This window comes from Pseudomonas ficuserectae (assembly GCF_024584585.1).
Classification (GTDB): domain Bacteria; phylum Pseudomonadota; class Gammaproteobacteria; order Pseudomonadales; family Pseudomonadaceae; genus Aquipseudomonas; species Aquipseudomonas amygdali.
Genome location: NZ_CP085684.1, coordinates 933,749 through 955,965 on the forward strand (window position 1 = coordinate 933,749; position 22,217 = coordinate 955,965).

The 22,217-nt window shown below is 60.4% G+C and carries 18 protein-coding genes; 3 read left to right on the plus strand and 15 right to left on the minus strand.

The window, feature by feature from the left end:
- Positions 1-5: 5 nt before the first annotated feature.
- The 13 genes from prmA to cpaB form a co-directional block, all read right to left on the minus strand.
- Entirely contained in the window at positions 6-884 is an 879-nt protein-coding gene (gene prmA, locus LJU29_RS04220) for a 50S ribosomal protein L11 methyltransferase (RefSeq protein WP_005746710.1), read from the minus strand.
- A 138-nt stretch (positions 885-1,022) separates the two neighbouring features.
- Positions 1,023-2,366 carry an acetyl-CoA carboxylase biotin carboxylase subunit gene (gene accC / locus LJU29_RS04225; RefSeq protein ID WP_002555371.1) on the minus strand — a complete coding sequence of 448 codons (1,344 nt, stop codon included), beginning with the start codon at positions 2,364-2,366 and terminating at the stop codon, positions 1,023-1,025.
- Positions 2,367-2,383: 17 nt separating this feature from the next.
- Positions 2,384-2,839, minus strand: a complete 456-nt coding sequence (gene accB / locus LJU29_RS04230) for an acetyl-CoA carboxylase biotin carboxyl carrier protein (protein WP_257111694.1) — start codon at positions 2,837-2,839, stop codon at positions 2,384-2,386.
- 76 nt (positions 2,840-2,915) lie between these two features.
- On the minus strand, positions 2,916-3,368 hold the full coding sequence (gene aroQ / locus LJU29_RS04235) for a type II 3-dehydroquinate dehydratase (protein ID WP_005753140.1): 453 nt from the start codon (positions 3,366-3,368) through the stop codon (positions 2,916-2,918).
- Between the two features lie 129 nt (positions 3,369-3,497).
- Positions 3,498-5,288 (minus strand): protein-disulfide reductase DsbD, encoded by a 1,791-nt coding sequence (locus tag LJU29_RS04240; protein WP_257111695.1) that lies wholly within the window; start codon positions 5,286-5,288, stop codon positions 3,498-3,500.
- Positions 5,289-5,399: 111 nt separating this feature from the next.
- Positions 5,400-5,672, minus strand: coding sequence for a DUF3613 domain-containing protein (locus LJU29_RS04245; RefSeq protein ID WP_005753139.1), 273 nt, complete (start codon positions 5,670-5,672; stop codon positions 5,400-5,402).
- Complete coding sequence (locus LJU29_RS04250) at positions 5,669-6,370, minus strand: tetratricopeptide repeat protein (protein ID WP_057453047.1); 702 nt, start codon at positions 6,368-6,370, stop codon at positions 5,669-5,671. Before LJU29_RS04250 ends, LJU29_RS04245 begins: the two co-directional genes overlap by 4 nt.
- 36 nt (positions 6,371-6,406) lie before the next feature.
- On the minus strand, positions 6,407-7,291 hold the full coding sequence (locus tag LJU29_RS04255) for a type II secretion system F family protein (protein WP_002555365.1): 885 nt from the start codon (positions 7,289-7,291) through the stop codon (positions 6,407-6,409).
- The gene (locus tag LJU29_RS04260; protein WP_002555364.1) at positions 7,292-8,176 is read right to left on the minus strand and encodes a type II secretion system F family protein; all 885 of its coding nucleotides are present in this window, start codon (positions 8,174-8,176) and stop codon (positions 7,292-7,294) included.
- A 21-nt stretch (positions 8,177-8,197) separates the two neighbouring features.
- Positions 8,198-9,454, minus strand: a complete 1,257-nt coding sequence (locus LJU29_RS04265) for a TadA family conjugal transfer-associated ATPase (protein WP_002555363.1) — start codon at positions 9,452-9,454, stop codon at positions 8,198-8,200.
- The gene (locus tag LJU29_RS04270; protein WP_057453045.1) at positions 9,454-10,644 is read right to left on the minus strand and encodes a CpaE/TadZ family protein; all 1,191 of its coding nucleotides are present in this window, start codon (positions 10,642-10,644) and stop codon (positions 9,454-9,456) included. The genes LJU29_RS04265 and LJU29_RS04270 overlap by 1 nt, the downstream gene beginning before the upstream one ends.
- Positions 10,641-11,894 (minus strand): type II and III secretion system protein family protein, encoded by a 1,254-nt coding sequence (locus tag LJU29_RS04275; protein WP_257111696.1) that lies wholly within the window; start codon positions 11,892-11,894, stop codon positions 10,641-10,643. Before LJU29_RS04275 ends, LJU29_RS04270 begins: the two co-directional genes overlap by 4 nt.
- Positions 11,895-11,914: 20 nt before the next feature.
- Positions 11,915-12,874 carry a Flp pilus assembly protein CpaB gene (gene cpaB, locus LJU29_RS04280; RefSeq protein ID WP_257111697.1) on the minus strand — a complete coding sequence of 320 codons (960 nt, stop codon included), beginning with the start codon at positions 12,872-12,874 and terminating at the stop codon, positions 11,915-11,917.
- A 322-nt stretch (positions 12,875-13,196) separates the two neighbouring features.
- Here cpaB and LJU29_RS04285 point away from each other — a divergent pair, with 322 nt between their 5' ends.
- Positions 13,197-13,385: a Flp family type IVb pilin gene (locus LJU29_RS04285; protein ID WP_002555359.1), complete on the plus strand. Its 189-nt coding sequence runs from the start codon at positions 13,197-13,199 to the stop codon at positions 13,383-13,385.
- Positions 13,386-13,481: 96 nt separating this feature from the next.
- Positions 13,482-13,889, plus strand: a complete 408-nt coding sequence (locus tag LJU29_RS04290) for a response regulator (RefSeq protein ID WP_002555358.1) — start codon at positions 13,482-13,484, stop codon at positions 13,887-13,889.
- 20 nt (positions 13,890-13,909) lie between these two features.
- Here the strand turns inward: LJU29_RS04290 and pbpC are convergent, their stop codons facing one another.
- Positions 13,910-16,258 (minus strand): peptidoglycan glycosyltransferase PbpC, encoded by a 2,349-nt coding sequence (pbpC, locus tag LJU29_RS04295; protein WP_257111698.1) that lies wholly within the window; start codon positions 16,256-16,258, stop codon positions 13,910-13,912.
- A gap of 95 nt (positions 16,259-16,353) precedes the next feature.
- Between pbpC and LJU29_RS04300 the strand changes: the two genes are divergently transcribed.
- Positions 16,354-16,647: a hypothetical protein gene (locus LJU29_RS04300; protein ID WP_002555356.1), complete on the plus strand. Its 294-nt coding sequence runs from the start codon at positions 16,354-16,356 to the stop codon at positions 16,645-16,647.
- 383 nt (positions 16,648-17,030) lie between these two features.
- Here the strand turns inward: LJU29_RS04300 and LJU29_RS04305 are convergent, their stop codons facing one another.
- Positions 17,031-21,965, minus strand: coding sequence for an alpha-2-macroglobulin (locus tag LJU29_RS04305; RefSeq protein WP_257111699.1), 4,935 nt, complete (start codon positions 21,963-21,965; stop codon positions 17,031-17,033).
- Positions 21,966-22,217: the final 252 nt, after the last annotated feature.

Sequence of the window (22,217 nt, forward strand, 5' to 3'; positions counted from 1 at the left end):
GGCGGTTAACGGCGGCGTCCCGTGATGCGTACCCAGCCATCTCGGTTTGCGATCGGGTCCAGATCAAAGCTGTCAGCATAGGCCGCAGCGACTTCCTCACCCTGTTCGGCCAGGATGCCTGACAGGGCCAGGCGACCGCCGGTCCTGACCAGCGATGCCAGTTGCGGTGCCAGGGAAACCAGCGGGCCAGCCAAAATGTTGGCGACCAGCACATCGGCTTGCTGGTGCGGCAGGTCCTCGGGCAGGTACAGCGGGAAGCGCTCGGCAGCGATGTTATTGCGTCCGGCATTGTCACGAGAGGCTTCCAGTGCCTGCACGTCGATGTCAGTGCCCACGGCCTGTTCGGCACCCAGCAGCAGAGCGGCGATGGCCAGAATGCCCGAGCCGCAGCCGAAATCCAGCACGTTGCAGCCTTTGAGGTCCTGGCCGTCCAGCCATTCAAGGCACAGTGCGGTGGTCGGATGGGTGCCGGTGCCGAATGCCAGGCCAGGATCAAGCAGCAGGTTCACGGCATCCGGTTGCGGTGCAGCATGCCAGCTTGGCACGATCCACAGGCGCTTGCCGAAACACATTGGCTGGAAGTTATCCATCCAGCTGCGCTCCCAGTCCTGATCTTCGATGACTTCGGCGCTGTGCTCGGGCAGTTCTTCGCCGGTCAGCAGGCTCAGGTGTGCCAAGGCCATTTCGGCATTGGTGTCGGCTTCGAACAGCGCCAGCAAATGGGTGTGTGTCCATAGCGGCGTGGTGTTGAGTTCAGGCTCGAAAATCGGCTGGTCTTCGGCGTCCATGAATGTCACGGACACGGCGCCGACTTCAAGAAGGGCGTCTTCGTAGGTTTCGGCTTGTTCTGGGCTGATGGCGAGACGGACTTGCAGCCAAGGCATGGCGGATTACCTTCGATTCGGAAATTAAGTGCGGCTTGCACGGCCGGCGCGGCCGCAGGAAGCGGGCAAGTTTACTGCTATGCGCTGCAAACAACAAAGCCGCATCGCTGCGGCTTTGTCGTTCTGAAACACACTGGCTTATTGATTGGCCAGTTTGTGCTCCAGGTAGTGGATGTTGACTCCGCCTTCGCAGAAGCCTTCATCACGGGTCAGATCACGGTGCAGCGGGATATTGGTCTTGATCCCGTCGACCACGATTTCGTCCAGGGCATTGCGCATGCGTGCCATGGCTTCTTCGCGGGTCGCGCCCCAAGTGATCACTTTGCCGATCAGCGAGTCGTAGTTGGACGGAACCTTGTAGCCGCTGTACAGGTGCGAATCGACCCGCACACCGTTGCCGCCCGGTGCGTGGAAGTGCTTGACCAGACCTGGGCTTGGAACGAAGGTTTTCGGGTCTTCAGCGTTGATCCGGCATTCCAGCGCATGCCCTTTGATGACCACGTCATCCTGGGTGTACGACAGTTTGTTGCCGGCGGCGATGCTGAGCATCTCCTTGACGATGTCGATACCGGTGACCATTTCGGATACCGGGTGCTCCACCTGAACACGGGTGTTCATTTCGATGAAGTAGAAACGACCGTTCTCGTACAGGAACTCGAAAGTACCCGCGCCGCGATAGCCGATATCGATACACGCCTTGACGCAGGCAGCCAGAACATCCGCACGCGCCTGTTCGTCGATGAACGGTGCCGGTGCTTCTTCCAGAACCTTCTGGTGACGGCGCTGCAGCGAGCAGTCGCGGTCGCCCAGATGAATCGCCTGGCCCTGGCCGTCGGAAATGACCTGGACTTCCACGTGACGCGGGTTAGTCAGGTATTTTTCCAGGTAGACCATCGGGTTGCTGAACCAGGCCGCAGCTTCGGCGCGGGTCTGGGAGGCGGCTTCGATCAGGTCTTCTTCGCGATGAACCACACGCATGCCGCGACCACCACCGCCACCGGCGGCCTTGATGATCACCGGGTAACCCACTTCACGACCAATGCGCAGAGCGGTTGCTTCGTCTTCCGGCAGCGGGCCGTCGGAGCCCGGAACGGTTGGCACGTTGGCCAGCTTCATGGCGTCCTTGGCAGAAACCTTGTCGCCCATCAGGCGGATGGTGTCTGCTTTCGGGCCGATGAAGGCAAAACCCGATTTTTCGACCTGTTCGGCGAAATCGGCGTTTTCAGCGAGGAAGCCGTAGCCAGGGTGGATCGCCGTGGCACCGGTCACTTCGGCAGCCGAGATGATCGCCGGAATGTTCAGGTAGGACAGATTGGCTGGTGCCGGACCAATGCAGACGGTTTCGTCTGCCAGGCCCAGGTGCATCAACTCGCGATCTGCCGTGGAGTGTACAGCGACGGTCTTGATGCCCAGTTCTTTACAGGCACGCAAGATGCGCAAGGCAATTTCGCCGCGGTTGGCGATTAGAACTTTTTCCAACATCGCAGGCTCTCCCCGGGTCAAACGATTGTGAACAGCGGCTGGTCAAACTCAACCGGCTGACCGTTTTCTACCAGGATGGATTCGATCACGCCGCTGGCTTCTGCCTGGATGTGGTTCATCATTTTCATCGCTTCAACGATGCAGATGGTGTCGCCTTTCTTGACGGTCTGACTCACTTCGACGAATGCAGGCGAAGTAGGTGCCGGGGTGCGGTAGAACGTACCGACCATTGGCGACTTGACCACAAAGCCGTTCAGTTTCGGAGCCGATGGTGCTTCTGCTGCGGCCGGAGCGGCTGCAGGCGCCGGTGCTGCAACAGGCGCAGCAACCGGGGCTGGCGCGTAGTAAGGCTGCGCTGGAGTCTTGCTGTGACGGCTGATCCGTACGGATTCTTCGCCTTCACGAATTTCCAGCTCGTCGATGCCGGACTCTTCCAGCAATTCGATCAGCTTCTTGACTTTGCGAATATCCATTAATCAACTCCCAAGGTTCTGTAAGGGCAATTTGTCGGCCGTTTCAAGCGATGTGGTCAGCATCAGGCTGGACTCGTCATTGCTTGGCACTGGCGGCCAGTTGTTCCAGGGCGGCTTCCAGGGCCAGGCGGTAACCGCTGGCTCCCAGGCCGCAGATCACTCCTACAGCGACATCTGAAAAGTAGGAGTGATGGCGGAAAGGTTCGCGTTTGTGCACGTTTGATAAATGCACTTCGATGAATGGGATGCTCACTCCCATCAGCGCGTCACGTATTGCAACGCTTGTGTGCGTAAAAGCAGCCGGATTAATCAAAATAAAGTCCACACCCTCACCGCGCGCGGCGTGAATACGGTCGATCAGTTCATACTCGGCATTGCTTTGCAGATACATCAGGTGGTGACCGGCATCGCGCGCGCGTTGCTCCAGGTCCTGATTGATCTGGGGCAGGGTGATGGTGCCGTAGACCCCGGGTTCCCGAGTGCCCAGCAGGTTCAGGTTGGGCCCGTGAAGGACCAGGATAGTCGCCATTGCGTGTTCCTTTTATTGTCTGCGAGCGGTTTACGCCCGGCGACTATGCCGGAAGGGCAATGGACTGTCCAGTTAACAACAGTAGCCAGCACGATGAGCGATATTCGCGCAAAGTTTGTGACTCACCGTTTAGTTTTGGTCATTTGCCCTGTTCAAGCGTTCAATCAGGCCTGCGGCGTCGATTTCGCCGACGACTCGCACATTTTGCAGCTCTTCGCCGTTTTTAGCGAAAAACAGCAGCGCGGGAGGACCGAACAGCTTGTAGCGGTCGAGCAGGGCGCGTTGCTCCGCATTGCTGTCTGTCATGTCGAAGCGAACCAGGCTGTAACCCGATAATCCGGCAACGACCCCAGGATCGGGCAGAACTTCGTGCTCGATGACCTTGCAACTGATGCACCAGTCAGCGTACCAGTCGAGCAACAGCGGTTTGCCTGCGTTTTGCGCTTCCTGCATCACGCGGTCCAGTTCGGCTGAGGTGGTGATGGTTTGCCATTGGTTCGAGCTTGATGTGACTGTTGGGTTGTTTGCCGTGGCGTATTCGCGGCCCAGCGGACGCAGCGGGTCGGTTTGTCCGGACAGCGCGCCATACCAGCTGGCCAGCGCATAAACCAACAGCGCCAGACCGAGCAGTTGAGCGAGCTTTTGCCGAGTGGTCTTTTCAGTGAACTCCAGTGCGCCGAGAAACAGCGCAACACCCGCAGACAGCAGGCCGACCAGCAACAAGGTGACCTGGCCCGGCAAAACGCGGCTCAGCAAACCGATGGCCAGCGCCAGCAGCAGTACACCGATTGCATTTTTCACCGTGACCAGCCAAGGCCCGCTTTTCGGCAGCCATGCAGCACCACCGGTGGCTATCAACAGCAATGGCGCGCCCATGCCCAGGCCCAGCGCAAACAGTTTCAACCCGCCACCAACAGCGTCGCCGCTGGCGCTGATATACAGCAGCGCACCGGCCAGAGGGGCGGAAACACAGGGGGAGACCAGCAGGCTGGAAACCACGCCCAGCACGGCTGCGCCCCACAGTGATCCGCCTTCGGTCTTGCCGGCGATACGGTCCAGACGAGAACTGATTGACTGCGGCAGACGTAGTTCGAAAGCGCCAAACATGGCGATGGCAAAGATCACGAAAAACGCTGAAAACGGCACCAGAACCCAGGCCGATTGCAGGCGTGCCTGCAGATTCAGGCTCGCGCCAAACATACCCATCAGCGCGCCAAGCAAGGCAAAACAGGCCGCCATCGGCAGTACGTAAGCCAGTGACAGGCTAAGGCCGCGCAGGCCGCCAACCTTGCCGCGTAGCACCACGCCGGACAGAATCGGCAGCATGGGCAGTACACAGGGGGTGAAGGTCAGGCCTACGCCTGCGAGGAAAAACAGCGCCAGTTCTTTCCAGCTCCAGGCGGCTGCGGTGGCTGCTGTAGTGGCGGATGCCGAGGCGGCCGGGCTGGCGGCCACATCGCCAATGTTCAAACGCTCGGTTTCAGGCGGATAGCACAGGCCCTTGTCGGCGCAGCCCTGATAGGTGACAGCGAGCGTAAAGGGGCGTTGTTCACCGGGTTTGCGTGGCAGGTCGATGTCGAGAATGCCGTGATAGACCTCGACATCGCCAAAGTATTCGTCGTGTTTCTGTTCGCCCTTGGGCAGTTGCGCTTCGCCCAGGCCGATATCAGCAGGCTCGGTGCGAAACTGGAAACGATGGCGATACAGATAATAGCCATCGGTGGCGACCAGCCTCAGCTTGATCGATTCTGGTGTGGTTTCGATCAGGCTCAGCTGAAAAGCCTGACGCACTGGCAGAAAATCCTTGCTGTTATCCAGCGAGCCGCCGCCCAGGGTTGACGACGGGCGGCTGTCCAGCAGACCGGCACCGGAGGCGGGCAGGGCCAGGATCAATAACATCAGGCATAACAAACGGCGCATGGCAGTCTCGAATCTCGAAAGTCCGCGCATGATAGCGGAGTGTTTCGCGGCCTGCTGACAGGAGGTTTGTAAGGTGCGGTGTCATTCAGGTAACAGAACCGCCCCGCGAGGCTATTTGCTACCCGCTGAAAACTTGCCGCCAGCCTCCTGTTCGTAGTACTCGGGGATTTTGTACTTGTAGGTTTCCAGCCAGCGTTGCAGGCTCAGGTCACGCTCGGCGGCGGTATTGATTTGCGGCGTCGGCGATGCAGCCTTGCCGCTGGCTTGCAGTTGCAGCCAGGTTTCAGTCTGTTTCTGCGCGTAAGGTGATTGCTCGTCGCTCGCAGCCCAGGCGCTGCTGACGATAAACAGGGTGAAAATGCTGCCGACGAGTGCGCCTTTCATGGTTGTGCTCCTGTTGTACTGGCGGACGCGAGAGGTGTGGCGCGGGTTTTTCCGATTTTTTCGGCTCGCGCCTGGGCCTCGGTTATCTGCTCGGGTGTCAACCCGGCGCGAGAGGCCAGTTCGGCGGCTTGCGTCCATTTGTTCTGGTAGATCAACAAGGTGGCCAGATTGATTGCCGCCAGCGGATCGGACTGTTTGAGCTCCATGGCGGTGAGGAACTGGAAGCGCGCCTGTTCCAGTTTCAACTGGTTGAGATAGACAACGCCCAGATCGTTGCGGATTTTTTCGTCAGTCGGTTGCAGTTTGCTGGCCATGAGCAGATGTTGCTGGGCCAGCACGTTGTCGCCACGCGCCGCAGCCAGTTGTCCCAGCCCATGCTCACCCTCGGCTGCCCGGCAGGTGCCCAGCAGGCTGCGATACAGCGGCTCGGCTTCGTTGCTGCCCAACAGCCGCAATACCCGTGCCTTGCGCAGGCGAACCTCGCCCAGGCTGTCCGGCAGGCTTTCCAGATTGGCGAGGCTGGCATGCAAGCGTCCCTCATCTGCCATGTTCTGAGCCAGATTCAGGGAGAACTCCTGATCCGATGTCAGTTTGGGGCATTGGCCGGGCTGAGCCGTGGCTTGTGTCCAGAGCGCGCTGCCATCACTGGTACATCCGTTCAGCAACAGCAGCCCGAGTAGTGCGATCACTGGTTTCATTGCAATGCGTCCTTTCGTGCACGGGTAACACTGGATTCAACTGCCCAGTGCGCGACTTATGGCGATAAATCCAGGGCCCGCCAATACGATCAGCAGGGCTGGAAACAAAAACACCATCATGACCACCGACATCTTTGCCGACAGTTTGGAAATATATTCCTGCAGGCGGGTCAGGCGTCGGTCGTCAATCAGTTGCTTGAGCGTGAGCAGAGACTTCAATGCGCCGCCGCCCTGATGAATCAACTGATTGAGGATCACACATGTGTCACTCAACTCATCGACGGCCAGCAAGGCCGCGGTTTTTCGCAGTTCTTCGCCCAGTTCCAGGCCTGAGTCGACCCGCACCAGTACCACGCGAATTTCCTCGGACAGCACCGGCAGCAAGTCTTTACCTTCAAGACTCAGCACGCGTAGCGCCTGCTCGACGGCCATGCCGGACTCGAACAGGATGCGCAGCAACGGGATAAACGTAGAAATTTCCACCACCACCTGTTTCTGGCGGCGCTGAGCGACGGCCGCGAGAATTCGTTTGGGCAGCAGATAACCGATTCCCAAGGCAAATACCGGCGCTATGAGTGGCTGCTCAACGCCTTTGAAAAGCAGCAGTTGGGCCACAATGACCACGACCATCAGGCCGACCGGAACGCCGACCTGGCATGCGGCAAACAATGAGCGTTTGCTGGCGCGCCGCCAGCCGATTCGATTGAGCAACATCTGGGTTTCCGAGTCCAGGCTGATGCTGCGCTGGCCAATGCGGGTATCGCCGAGCAATCGCAACAGGCTGCCGATGCGGCTTTCGCGAATCACCTGGCCCCTCAATCGTCTTGCCACCAAGCGTTCGTTACGGCGTTGCCGAGCCATGCCGGACAGCAGCAGAAATGCGGCAGCGGCGAGCATCACGGCAGCGAGTAACAATTCCATCTAAATGCTCCTCAACATGCGCCACAGCACCACGCACCCTGTTGCCTGCAGGACGAAGGCCATGCTCAACATGATCTTCCCGCTGTCATCGTTCCACATATGCAACAGATAGCTGGGGTTCACGGTCAGAAAGTAGCCGGCCATGCCGACCGGCAGCAGCGCCAGCACTAGCGCTGTCATGCGGGTTTCACCGGTCATTGCGCGCAATTGGCGACCGGCCTGTTCCCGGTCACGAATCAGCTTGATCAGGTTTTCCATCAGCTCGCTGGCATTGCCGCCATATCGATGATTGACCCGCAAGCCAAGGGCAAACAGATGAAACTCGTCGCGTTCATACAGCTCGGCGAAATCCCTCGCGGCATCCGGCAGGCTGACGCCCAGTTGCACGTTCCGCTCGATACGGCTCATGCCGTCCTTGAGTGGCTGATCTGTTGCTTCGATGCCGTGCAGCACCGCGTCGGCGAGGGTTCTGCCTGATTTGAGGCTTCGTACGGTATGGTCGAGCAGTTGCGGCAATTGCTGGATCATGCGGCGCACACGCACCTCATAGCGCCACGACACGAATAGGCGCAGGGTCAGCGGCACCGCCAGCAGCGCGCTTACCGCGCCGATGCCGCCGCCCAGTCCGTAGCCGATCAGGATCAACAAGGCATAGAGCGACAAAGCCAAGCCCATGCGCTCGGTCGGTCGACCCAACCCTGCACGCAAAAAGGCCCGATCCAGGTAGGTCCATCCAGCCTTTTCAACCACAGGCTGAACCTGTCCGGCGGTCAGACGCTGCCTGACCCGTTCGCTGGCGCCCTGATTGAGCGCGAGGTAGAACATGCGAATGGACGCAGTCAGCAGCAGCAAGGAGATCAGGCCGAGTACCAGTGATGCATTCATTGCGCCGCCTCCCTGAGCACGTCAGTAGCCTGGCCGCAGCTTGTCGCCTGCGGCGTGTGCAGCTTCGCGCATGAAGCCGACCCCGGTGCGGCGATCAAGGCGGAACAATGTATTGGTGACATAGATGTCATCGCGTATGCCGACTACCTCCACCACTTCGCTGACACAGCGTCGGCCATCAGGCAGGCGCGCCAGCTGGATAATCACATCCAGCGCCGCGCAGACCATCTGGCGCAGGGTTTTTTCCGGTATCAGTCGCCCGGTCAGGCCAACCAGCGTTTCCAGGCGCAGCAGAGCATCCTGAGCATTGTTGGCGTGAACGGTACTCATGGAACCGTCGTGGCCGGTGTTCATCGCCGTCAATACATCGAGCACTTCGACACCACGGATCTCGCCGAGGATGATGCGGTCCGGGCGCATCCGCAGCGAGTTGCGAATCAGGTCGCTGGCGCGCACCTCGCCATGCCCCTCGGCATTGGGCGGGCGGGTTTCCAGACGCACCACGTGCGGGTGGCTGAGCTGCAGCTCGGCAACGTCCTCGATAGTGACCAGGCGCTGGTTGCTGTCGATCAACTGGCTCAGCACGTTGAGCATGGTGGTCTTGCCTGTGCCGGTACCGCCGCTGACGAGGATGTTGCAGCGTTTGCCGACCGCTTCCTGAAAAAATTCGAAAATGGACTGATCGATGGTTTGCATGGCCACCAGATCTGCGCTCTTGAGCATGTCCTTGCGAAATTTCCGGATCGACAGGCAAGGGCCATCCAGCGCAATCGGCGGGATGATGGCATTGACCCGGCTGCCGTCGGGCAGACGCGCATCGACCATAGGCGAAGATTCATCCAGGCGCCGCCCGAGTGGCGCGAGGATGCGCTGCATCACGCGCTCGACGTGGTGCGAGTCGATAAAGCGCAGGTCGGTGTGGTGCAGCACGCCATCACGTTCGACAAATACCTTGCCCGGCCCGTTGACCAGAATTTCCGTGACCGACGTGTCGCGCAGCAACACTTCAAGCGGGCCGAAACCGGTCAGCTCATCGACCAGCTCTTCGGCCAGTCGCTCCATTTCATAGCGCGAAATAGCCAGCCGCAGTCGCGCAACGTATTCGGCCACCTTGTCGATGACAAATTGCGCCAGTGCCGGTCGTGAGCCTTCGAGCAGGTTTTTGCCGCTTTCTTCGATGCCGTCGATGATGTAACGGTGCAACACCAGTTTCAGGCCTTGGCCATCATCGGCTTGCCCGCTGCCACGCGACGAGACGCCAAACAGTTTTTCCGCCATTACCTGTTCCCCCACAGTCGAGCGAGCCAGCCCTGATCGGGTTTGTCGTGAGCCTCGGTATTGCGTGCCAGATGCTCGCCAAGCCGACGCAGCCCGGAACACAACGCGTCGCGTGAGGCCAGCTCGAACAGCGTCACTCCCTGGTTTTTGGCGTTGAGGCGCAGCTCTGGTGCCAGCGGCAATACGGCCTGCACCGGCAGGCCGAAGGTCTTGGCCACGGTTTCCGAATTGGGTGCGACCGAGCGCTGATAGCGATCAATCAGCAGGCTAGCATGTTGCATTCTCATGCCTTTCTCACGCCAGTTATTAAGCACCGTCAGGTTGCGTCGACAGCCCAGTACGCTCTGGTCGGCGTACCACAGCAACTGATCGCAATGGCTGACCAGCGAGCGCAGTGCCTCGCTGTCCGGCTGGCCCACGAGGTTCACGACCACATGTTGAAAGTGCTGGCGCAGGGCGCTGAGCAGCATATAAAGCTCCGCTGCGCTGGACTGCTCCAGATGATCGTCGGCTTCGCTGTACGCCAGAATGCGCAGACCGCTTTCACTGGTGGTGAACGCACTGTCGATCAGCGTTGCATCGAGCCTGCGCAAGTGGCGCAGGGCATCGCCAAAGCTGAATGTGGATTCAAGGCCGAGCATCAGCAGGCTGTCGCCGCGCGGCAGGCCGAGGTCCAGCAGCAGCGTGCGTTGCCCGGTCTTGTGCACCACCATCGCCAGGTGCGTTGCGATCAAGGCTCCGTCGTCATCGCCTTGCGCGCCATACAGCACTGACAGGCCGCTCATGTTCGGGTTGGGCGTCACGGCAGGCAAGCGCTTGCTCAAGCGTCTGACCAGGCCGGCGACCTCACTCGAACGAGAGCCGTAAGCGACGAAATCCCGCGCCCCGGCACGCATGGCGTTGAGCACCAGCTGGTTATCCATACCATCGCCAAGCGCGACGATGGCCAGCATCGGCTTGGCTTCCAGCGCGCTCTCGATCAGGGCGCTCTGGGTCATCAGATGCTCACGGTCCAGCCCGACGAACACCACACTGGCAAAGGTCACGTCCACCAGTGCGAGCAGATCGTCGAGGCTGCCGGTGCCTGCGCTGACCACTTGGCCCAGTGAGCCCAAGGCACTTTGCAGCCATTCCAGATCAACGTTGTTACGGGTGATTGCCAGGAAGGTCTGGCTCAGGCTCTGGCTCATTTGGATAACCCGTCGCGACGGTCAAAGTCGCCGTTTTCCAGAAAATACAGGCGCGGAAAGCTTGGATCGTAGGTGCGCAGCCCCTCACCCGGCAGCGAGGGCAATTGCGCGTTTGCGGCCAGCGGTTGAACCAGGTGCGGGGTGACGATCATCAGCAGTTCGCGTTCATCGCGCTGGATTTGCGAGTTGCGGAAAAACGCGCCGAGAATGGGGATGTCACCCAGACCGGGAAATTTGCCTACCGAGCCGACGTTGCTGGAGCTGATCAGCCCACTGACCACAAAGCTTTCTCCGTCGGCAAGCGCGATACTGGTGTCGGTACGCCGTATGTTAAGCGCCGGCACGTTTGTGCCGGCGATGGTGATACCGGCGGAGAAATCCAGTTCGCTGACTTCGGGGGCAACTTTTAGCAGGATTCGGTCACGGCCCACTACTGTCGGCGTCAGGGTCAGGCGTACGCCAAATTCCTTGTACTCGATGGAAATACCATTGCCCTCGCCATTGGGCACAGGCACCGGGAACTCGCCCCCTGCCAGAAAGCTTGCACTTTGCCCATTGAGCGCAACAAGGCTGGGGCGGGCCAGGGTGTAGGCGTAGCCGCTGTTTTCCATGGCGTTGAGCATGCCCAGCACTTTGCTGCTGCTGCCGCCGCCCCAGACAATATTGAAATTGCTGTTGTTCAGCGGAATGCTCGGCCTTGTGCCACTCACCGTACCGGGGGTGACGTTTACGCCGGGAACCGTACCAGGCGCGCCGAACAGAAAGTTGTTCGAGCCCTTGCCGAATATCGAGGTACTGGCCTCCTTGAGTTTGGTGCGGCTGACTTCGATAAAGCGGATGTCGGTCTGCACCTGGCTGGGTAACTCCGCATCAGCAGATGGCGCAGTGACGCTCTCTATCATCGATGCCGTGGCCCGGCCGCGTACAAATACCATGCTCTGGCGCGGGGCGGTGGCGCAGGCGGTCCAGACCATCAGGCTGGTCGTGCCCTGCGCAACGCCCGTCAACAGAAAACCATCCGTACCGTTGACATGCACATCGGCAATTTTCGGGTCGCCGACGGCAATGCTGGTGATGGCCACAGGTGAGCGCACTTCCTGCTGAATGCCTTGATCGATTTCCACCGCCGCTGGCATTGCAGCAAGTCCTGCACAACTGCCGGAAGCGGCCCAGGCTGATTGTGCAGACAGCGCCGCCAAGGCTAACGCCAGCAGCCGGGGTTTTGTTACTGGCACGGAACAACAGCTCATCAAATGCAATCCTTGCTCAATCAGGGAGTTTGTTGCGTGATCTGGTTACCGCGTATGACCTCGACTGCGCGAGGCGTGCGAGTGGCTGCGCCCTGTGTCGGCGAGTTGGCCGGGCCCAGGCTCAATTGTCTGAAGCTGACCAGTTGGCGGTTGGCAGAGTCCAGTCGTTCGGCGGCATCACGGCTACCGGCTTCGCTCGCCCAGTAATTCTGAAGGTTGCCCTCGTCGGCGCTGCGCACGGCCAGACGCAGGACACCGGTTTGCGACGCCAGCATCAGCCGTGCCAGCAACGCTTCCGGCACCGCGACGGTGACGGTTCGCGCGTTGATCCGCAGCTGTTCCTGTTTAAGGCGTTCGTCAGCGTTGATGTCCTGCACCGGCTTGCCGTTGCGATCCGGGCCGAGCAGCCCGCCAATTCCAAGAACTCGCAGGGCGGGTACGACCACCTGGCTGGAGCGATTCAGGTTGCTGGTGTCCTCGGGCAGGTAAAGCAGCACATCCACATAGTCGCCTGGGCTGAGCTGCCCGGATGCGCCAATCACCTCGTCAACCTGCAACGCCAGCGCTCGTTCATGAGGGTGAATCATCCGCGCCAGTGTGCCGCCTGCTTCAAAACTGTTCTCGCTAAGCCAGGTTCCGGCCGTCAGTGTTCGCCAAGTGCTGCGGCCCACCAGTTTGTCGATGTGCTCGAAACTTCCAGGCGGCGCGACCTTGAGGCGCTCTACGGTCAGGTCTTCAGCCGTGATGGGGGTATAGGCCGGTACGTCCCGGGCCAAAACCACTACGTTGTGGCGCAGCGCATCCTCGACGGGCGGAGTCGGGGGCGTTTGAGTCGATATTTCGGTGGCGACAGGCACCGTTGGCGGCGTAACAACTGCAGGTGCCTCGGCCGGTTTGCTGACGGCGATTCCCAGATAACCGGCAATCAACGCTCCCAGCAAAAACAGGACAGCAAGCACCATGGTAATGCGACTGCTCATGGCAACGTTCCCTCTGTCATTGCAGGACAACTTCAAACTGGTGCGACAACTTCGCAATGTGGCGCGGCGGACGACGTTCCCGTCCGTTATGTGACGTTAGCTCATGGCTCTCAGAATGCCATTGTGCTTTGGTATAAAAATGCTGTTGCATGAACAACATAGCGTTTGACCACGCCAGACGCAGGAGATGGCCAGTCTTATAACTTTCCGGTTAATGCTTTGTTGAGATTGTGGGTTTACGGATTGGAGACAATGCTGTGCAGGCAGACAGTTTCGCATGTGACACGCATGTTCGCGCCTAGAAGGCACAAGGAGAAATGAGATGTCCCTTACACGGCTATACGTAGGTACCTATATCCGGGTTAAATCCTTTATCAAAGATCGTGAAGCCGCTTCGGGTATAGAGTACGCCTTGATCGCAGCGATGGTTGCAGTGGCTATCGTTGCTTTTGTTCCCACGATAAGCGGCAGGATCACTGCAATGTTTACAACTATTCAGAATGCGTTGTGAGTTGAGCACAGATGGAAATATGTCAGTAGATAGCCTTTTTCAACAGGAGTAATCTGGATATCCTGATCGCATTTATTCACGTTTAAAGGTGTCAAAATGGCTGTCCATCCTACCCGCCAACAGCTGCTGTTGGTTGATGACGAAGAGGACGCGAACGAGGAGCTTGCAGAACTGCTCGAAGGCGAGGGGTTCTGCTGTTTCACGGCGTCGTCCGTGAAAATGGCCCTGCACCAGCTGACAGCCCATCCGGACATCGCGCTGGTGATTACCGATCTGCGGATGCCGGAGGAAAGCGGTATCCAGTTGATCCGCCACCTGCGCGAGCACACATCGCGTCAACACCTGCCTGTCATCGTGACCTCAGGGCACGCCGACATGGACGACGTCAGCGACCTGTTGCGCCTGCATGTGCTGGACCTGTTCCGCAAACCCATCTACCACGTTCGTCTGCTGGAAACGCTCAATAACCTGTTCCCCGAGCCGAAAATCTTTCAGGTTCAGTGACCACAGCGTTTTCGTACCCTTCACTCCACCACGCTGAATTCAACCCTCGCGGTCTGGCCGCTTTCGTCCAGTACGCTTAATTGATAACGGCCCGGCTTGCTCAGGGTCGGGGTGAAGTCTTGCCGGGTGTCGGTGTCCGCCAGTGGCGCGCCGTCAATGAACCACCAGCGATGTCCGCTGCCGCCCAGGACCGAGAGTCTGAGGCGCAGCGCCTGACGGCTGCTCTCTGGCAGGCGCAGGTTATCGCCTTCGCGCACGCCGACGATGCTAAGCGGCGGTGCCAGGTTGAGGTTCTGTGGTGGACAGTCCGGGTCGGCGGGTGGCAGGCGGGCTTCGCGTCGTTCGGCCCTGGGCAGCCAGGGTTCCAGAGGGGCAGGCCAAAGCGCAATGTCCTGTGCTTGAGCGTCCGGGCAACCGGCAGCCACGCGTAACCCCTTGGCGTTGATCCAGACACGTTCCTGCAAGCCCAGGCCGAGCGGTTGATCGGCCGCCTGCAAGGTTGGCGGCGTGGTGCCGTCCAGTGTCCAGGCGAAGCGCTGTCGACGGCAGTTCGGGTCGCTTTTGCTCATCGGTTGCCCCAGCGGCCAGCAGATCGCTGCCACGCCGACATTCAGCGGCACCGGTTGCACCGGCGCAGCGATCCCGCGCTGGCTGTCGCGATTGACCAGCACATCATGAACCTGAAGCATCAGTGGCGCTGCCGACGCCAGCCCGAACTGCCCCGGCACCGGTGTGCCGTCCGGGCGACCGATCCATACACCGACCAGAAAACGCGGCCCCACACCAATCGCCCACGCATCGCGGAAGCCATAGCTGGTGCCGGTCTTCCAGGCCAGTTGCGGGCGCTGCACCAGCTCGGCGCGCGGGTCTATGTCCGGACGCGACTGGCCGCTGAGGATGCGCCGGATGATCCACGCGGCCCCTGGCGATATCATCTGCCGTTCGCGCAATCGGTCCTGCGGTTGCAAGCGAACATCGGCGCTTCGCCCGCCACGAGCGAAGGCGCTGTATCCCGTCACCAAATCCTCCAGCCGACTGCCCGCACCTCCCAGAATCAGCGCCAGATTCGGCTCGGCCAGCGGCGGCAGGGTCAGCGGTACGCCGCCATTGCGCAGTTCGGCGGCGAAGCGTTTCGGTCCATAGACCTCCAGTAACTGCACGGCAGGCAGGTTGAGCGACATCGACAGCGCCGAGCTGGCTGCCACCGGCCCGCCGAAACCGGTCGAAAAGTTGCCCGGCCGGTAGTCGCCATAGCGACGCGGGACGTCCTGCATCAGTGATTCGGAGTGAATCAGTCCGGCATCCAATGCCATGCCGTACAGGAATGGCTTGAGGGTGGAGCCGGGCGAACGCAGCGCCGTCACCATGTCCACATGCCCGAAACGTTTGGCGTCGTTGATGTCCACTGAACCCACATAAGCGCGCACGGCCATGTTTTCTGCCTCGACCACCAGAATCGCTGCCGAGGTCCGTTCCGGAAGGCGCGCGCGCCAGCCCATCAGCAGGTCTTCCATGCGCCGTTGCAGTGAGGCATCCAGCGTGGTGCGGATCAGCGGCGGGCTGTTGGGGCGATTAAGGCGTCGGGCCAGCAGCGGCGCAAGGCTGGGTTCCTGTCGCGGTGCCAGCCATAACGGCTCTTCCAGAGCCTCGTCCACGCTGGCTTGCGGCCATACCTGAAACTCGGCGAGACGCCTCAGCACTTTGTCGCGCGCAGCTTGCGCCCGTTGTGGATGACGGTCCGGACGCAGACGGCTGGGCGCCTGTGGCAGCACCGCCAGCAATGCAGCCTCAGCGCGAGTCAGATTGTGTGGGGATTTGCCCAGATATGCCCAACTGGCGGCCGCCACCCCTTGCAACGTGCCGCCAAACGGCGCGCGATTGAGGTACAGGCTGAGGATTTCATCCTTGGACAGGTGCCACTCAAGCTGCAAGGTGCGCCACAACTGGCGAAACTTGCCGGATAAGGTTCGCGAGTGCGGGTCGAGTAGCCGCGCCACCTGCATTGACAGCGTACTGCCACCGGAGACCACGCGCGCGCCATTGAGGTTTTGCCAGGTGGCGCGCACCAGCGCCAGCGGGTTTACGCCAGGATGGCTGTAGAACCAGCGGTCTTCGTAGGTCAGCAGGGCTTCAAGGTAATAAGGCGAAACCTGCTCGTTGCTGACCGGATAGCGCCACACGCCATTGGCATCGGCAAAGCGCCACAGCGGTGTGCCGTCCTCGGCCAGCACGACGCGGGCCAGATCGTCTTTGGGCAGTGGCAACGGCCACAGGCGATCCGCCAGCCAAAGCAGGGCGATCAGCAGCATGATCGCGCCTGCCAGCCACTTGAGTTTTTGCCGCAGGCGCAGAAGAAATTCAGGTTTCAACGCAAAGAGCCTTTATGATCCACGGAACCTGACACGCCTTGCGACGGCCAAAGCGGACAGATCATTTTCTTCACGACTCCAATCAGGACGTACATATGCAGGTAGAAGGCTTTTTTGAATGGCTCGGGCAGGCCATCGGCGCGGTGATTCGCTTCTTCGTCGACGGTCTGGCGTGGTTGTTCAACGGGTTTACCCATGCTGGAGGAAATTTTGTCGATGGCCTGTCCCGCACGCTGGGCATGGACACTTCACTGATCAGCATCGTCGCACTGATCATCGGCCTGATGCTGCTTTACTCGGCTGTCCGGGCATTCATGCGCGCCTCGATCATCCTCGGGATCATCTGGCTGGCGCTGGGCCTGTGGTTGCTGAGCTGGATCATTCATTGATGCGCTAACTCCGCCTCCACGCCTTAAGCGCGTGCCTTTGTGGGAGCGAACTTGTTCGCGAAGGCTTTGTTCCTGAAGATACATCCTCAGTGGATGTATCGTCCCCTTCGCGAACAATGCGGATCGCCGCCCCGGTCGATCCCACGGGTACGCATTCCAGTCAAGCATTTGCCCTTCACCACCACTGCGCATCCATATTTGGGAGCGACCGGAATCTTTTGAGATAACGCGCACTCTTTGTGGGAGCGAACTTGTTCGCGAAGGCTTTATTCCTGACGATACATCTTCAGCGGATGTATCGTCCCCTTCGCGAACAATGCGGATCGCCGCCCCGGTCGCTCCCACAGGTACGCATTCCAACCAACCAATCAGTCAGTCAGCGATCATTTGCCCTTTACCACCATCTGCGCGGGTGCATCACCCAGCGCCTGCCAGTTCGGGCGGTACATCGATTCGACCTGCGGCGGCGGCACGCGGTATGTTCCCGGCGTGACTGCGCGGGCCAGGTAGAGCAGGTGCACGGTGCTGCTGCCGTCGATATCCAGCGCCGCCACGTAACGATCACCGCGGTATTCCTGATGCTTGATCCCGGCGTTTTCCATCGACTCGCGGATCGTCTTTACTTCTTCACTGGCGTCTTCCAGGCTTGCCGAGCTTTGCGCCAGGTTCTGGTTTTCCAGCTCCAGGCCCGCAGGCAGCAAGTCCACCACCAACGCATCCGGTACGCGCTGTTTGGCACCAATCTCCAGATGTACCAGCACCAGCTGCCCGGTTTTCAGGGCTCCGACGTTCAGTGGCGCGCCGCTCAGGCTCAGGTATTCGCGACGAATGCTCAGGTTTTCGCCACCGGCTGCAGGCGTCTGGGTTGGATAACCGGAGACGGTCAGTTGCTGATAAAGCGGTTCGCTGCCTTGATTGTGTACTGAAAGCGGCGAGGCCAGCAGCGCACCGTCCAGCTTGAGGCCCGGCTGTTTGTTGCTCAACTCGCGGGTTTGAGTGCCGCTGGTGAGGCTGGCGGTCCAGTCCTTCTCCGCTTTACCCAGCAGGTTACGACCGGCAAGGAACAGCGAGTTGCTTTCCTGAGTGGACAGGTAGCGATTGGCGGCCACTTCATCTGCCAGGGCAAACAGGCGCTCGTCACGCCTTTCCCTGGCGAGATCATTTTCTTCCAGCAAGGCCAGAATCAGTGCCTGATCACGCAGCGAGCTGCCGTAGTCGGCCAGCCATTCATTTTTGCGGCTGACTGCCAGGCCGGCGCTCAGGGCCAGATCGGCACGCGGTTTGTCGCCCATCTTCTCCAATGCGACCGCCAGTTGTACCAGCGGCAGCCCGGAGCGGGCGTCACTGCGTCGGTCGAACAGGCTGCGCAAGGCCGCCAGCGGAGCCTGTTGGCTGCGTGACAGCACCAGCCCCGCGTAGGCTTGCACGGCAAAGCGCGTATGTTCGGCGTTCTGGCTGTAATTGGCATCCTGCAAATAACGCAGCAGACGTTCACTGGCTTTCTTCAGCGCGTCCGGTGGTACGGCAAAGCCCTGATCGCGGGCGCGCAGCAGGAAGTCGGTGACATAGGCAGTCAGCCAGTATTCCTCGTCGCTGTCCGAACCCCAAAGGCCAAAGCTGCCGTTGTAACGTTGCATGCCCAGCAGGCGCTCGATGCCGATTTCGACCTTGCGCTTGCGTTCGGCATCCGGTTCGCCGGTCAGGCCCAGGCGCTTGAGGGTCGCCGCGTCGGCATACAGCGATGGATACAGGCCGCTGGCGGTCTGCTCCAGACAACCGTAAGGGTAGGCTTTCAGTGCCCGAATCTGTTCACCGATGTTCAGCGGCGGACGGCTCGACAGCGACAGCATGGCTTCGCGACCGGCAGGCTCGAAGGCTTCAAGTGCACCGTCCGGCAGGCTCCAGCTTTGCTCGTTGAGAGTGGCGCGATAATGCCTGAGCATCGCCGGGTAGGCTGGGCGTACACCGATGTTCCACTCGCGAGTGAAGGCGGGCAGGGTTTCACCGGGCAGGTCCAGACCTTCGATCAGCACTTTGATTTTGCCCTGACCCAGTCCACCCTGCGCCAGTACCGGCACTTTAAGGGTGACGCGCTGACCCTCTTTGAGTTGCAAGGGTTTGCTCTGATCGCCGCCAGGAATGCTCAACTGGCCTTCAGCGCTGATCTTCACGTCCAGCTTTTGCGCTTTGCCCGACAGGTTGAAGACATCCAGCGCGACGCTGGTCTGGTCGCCACCTGCGAGGAAGCGCGGCGTCGACAGCTCGGCGATGATCGGCGCAGCAACGATTGTTTTTGCCTCGGCCATGCCATAGCGGTCGTCGGTCCAGGCCTGAGCCATGACCCGCAGTTCGCCGTTGAAGTCTGGAATGTCGACACTCGCCTCGCCTTCACCCGCGTCGTTCAGGGTAACCGGTGCGCTTTGCAGTGCCACGATGGTCACGCTGGTGTCCGGACGCTTGCCGCCTTTGGCCAGCGCATCGCCACCGAACGCCATGCTGGCCAGGCGTCCCTGACCGGCTTCGATCAACTGACCATAGATATCCAGTTGGTCCGCGCCATACTGCTTGCGGCCAAACAGGCTGGCAAACGGGTCAGGCGTGGCGTAGCGGGTGATGTTGAGAATGCCGACGTCCACTGCCGACACCAGCACTTGCACCTGCCTTGGCACGCTGCCATCAGCATTTTTGGCGACAATCTTGAGTTTAAGCGGCTGTTTGGGGCGCATTTTCTCTGGTGCGGTGACCGTCAGCGCCAATTTGCGTTGCGCACGGTCCAGCGGTAGGTGCAGTACACCCACGGCGCGCTTCGGCGTGACGTTGGCCTTGCGCTCGCCGGGCCGTATGACCAGAGCAGTGACGTACAGATCGTGGCGCGCCCACTTTTTGTCCAGCGGGATTTCATACGATTTGCCCTCGGCCGGCACGTCGATTTCCTTCCACCACAATGGGCCTTCGCTGGACTCGACCAGCAGATAGCCCTTGCCCGCTGCGGGTGGCGTGACGGTCACCGTGGCGGTGTCGCCGTCGTTGTAGGCCGGTTTGTCCAGCGCCAGCTTGACCTGGTCCGGCCTGACCGCGCCGCCATCGGTGTTGTCCTGCCAACGATAGCCCGCCCAGAAGCGCAGGCTGCTGACCATGCCGGTGGACGGGTCTTCCACTTCGACACGGTACGGACCCCACTCGACCGGGAAGCTGATTTTGGCCGTCGAGTCCTTGGTGATGTTGAGGGTTTCCTCGTTCAGGTTGAGGAATTTCTCGTTGAAGTGGTAGCTCCAGCCATCGTTGGCCGAATAATTCCAGTAGTAGTCGCGGCGCTCACGAATCAACCGGACTTTTACGTTATCAGCAGCCAGTTTGTTGCCAGCGGCATCGGCCATCACGATTTCAAATTCGGCCGGGCCGTCGCCGTTGGTCTGCGCCTCGCCCTTGTCGGCTTCGTCGTCGTAGTCATCGCTGCCGGTACTGCTGCCGAACAACGCACGCACGCCGGGCAAATGCTCGGTAGGCCAGATCGGCTGCACCAGACGACGGGTGATCGGACGTCCGCCGGACTCTTGCAGGCTGGCTTGCAGAATCAGTTGCAGTGGCGATTTGGCTTGCGCCCATTCGCTCTGCACGGCGAGCGTCGAGTGGCCTTCGGCGTCGAGCGTAACTGGCTCAAGCTCCAGGTCATGCTTGAGGTCTTCTTCGGTGATCGAACCGAACTGATAGCCCGGCAGTTTCGGCACGGCTTCGCGCAGCGGACGCACGTAGACCTGACCGGTCAGGGTATTGCCCGAGGCGGGCGCGCCGTACAGGTAGCGGCCAGTGATATCGAACTCGGGGTTGTCAGCAGGCGCAACCGGTGTGTCGCTGCCCTTGAGTTCCAGAGCCAGGCGCTCGGGCAGGAAGTCTTCAACCTTGAATTCATAAAGCTGCGGTTTGCCGTCGCCCAGGTCGAACACCAGTTGCCAGCGACCGGTGGGCGCTTCGTCGGCGAGTTGCAATTGATACTGGTAGAAACCGCTGCCGTCGGCTTCCCAGACGAATTTGCGGCTGACCTGATCATCAGGGCGGCGCACTTCGACGGTGATGGGTTGTGGCTTGACGTTCTTGCCGTCGCTGTCACGCAGCAGGCCGTTGAGCAGCACGGTTTCACCGGGGCGATACAGGTCACGCGGGCCGAAAATGAAGAATTGCAGCGGGTGAGCCTGCGGGCCGGAGATGTCGAACTCGGCCAGGTCCAGCGCCGAGCTGTTCAGGCGCAGCATGCTGGTCTGTTCGTCCTTGTGCGCCAGCACCACTGCGGCCTTGGCTGGCAGCGGCAGTTGAGTATGGCCGTCGCTGTCGGTCTTGCCCTGGGCGACAACCTTGCCGCTGTCGTCGTACACGTCGATGCTCACATCGCTCAGGGCCTTGCCGCCCTCGAGCGCCTGAGTGAAGACGTCCAGACGGTTGCTGTAACGGTGTACCGACAGACCGATATCACTGAGGGTGAACAGGGTAGCTGGCTGCGAGTAGCTGTAGGTCCCCGACGCGCGCATGACTGCCAGATAAACACCCGGCTGTTGCAGAGGTTTGATACCGGCAATCGGCAGCAGCAGGGTTTCACGGGTATTGCGCGCAGGCTTGAGGTTGAAACGACCGCTGTAGACCAGTTCGGCCATGGGCAGCAGTTCTTCGGAGCTGTAGCTGGACAGGCTCGACGCGCCGTCCCACTGGGCGAGGAAGTTGGGCATCGAGTCGGGTTTGACGCGGAAGAATTCGACATCCACCTTGTCGACGTTCAGGGCTATGACCGGCAAGCCCTCGGCCAGCCGCGTCGGCAAAAGGCTGCCACGGCTGGCGAAGCCGACGGTGGCTTGCAGGTCACGGGTTTCCAGACGGCTGATGTATTCGGCCGCGAGCGTGGCCTTGTTGACGGCCTGCAGACCGGCATCGACGGCCAGCACCAGTTTGCGCTGCGGCTCAAGGTGGCGCAGGCGCAGTTCCATGAGGTTGTCCGACAGCTCCCAGGCACCGTCGACCTTGCCGTTCTTGCTGTCCACCAGATGAAGTTTTTCGCCGAACTTCTGCTCCGGGTCGAGCGGCACGGAAAAGCTCACCGACAAAGCGCTTGCGCCGTCGATCTGGATTTCCGACACGTCGATGACGGTCAGTTCGCGCCCTGCGTAGCGCTTGCTCAGCGCGGCGAGGTCGACTGCGGGTTTGGGCTTTGTATCGGTAACCGCTGCCTGGGTCGTTGCTGCCGCGGCTGGCGCGGGTTTATCCGGGGAGGAGGAATCGCAGGCGCTCAGCAACGCAAGCGCGCAAGCCAGAAACAATCCTTTGTTGAACATAGTGGCACTCATCGGCAACGGTAGAGAGGGTGCGACTATATAACAGTCGTGATGACAAGTATTACTGTCAGATTGAACAGGTAGTCCCTGGCATTCCTCACATGCCAGCGCAGGACGTAGGGCATGGCTATCGTTCCTCACGCTCCAGCGTGGGAATGCCTTGGGTGACGCTCCGCGTCACAAATGTTCGCCGCGCCGCACATTCACGACCTTGCCACCATCATCTGCACAGCAAAGCCTTGGCGCTCTGGC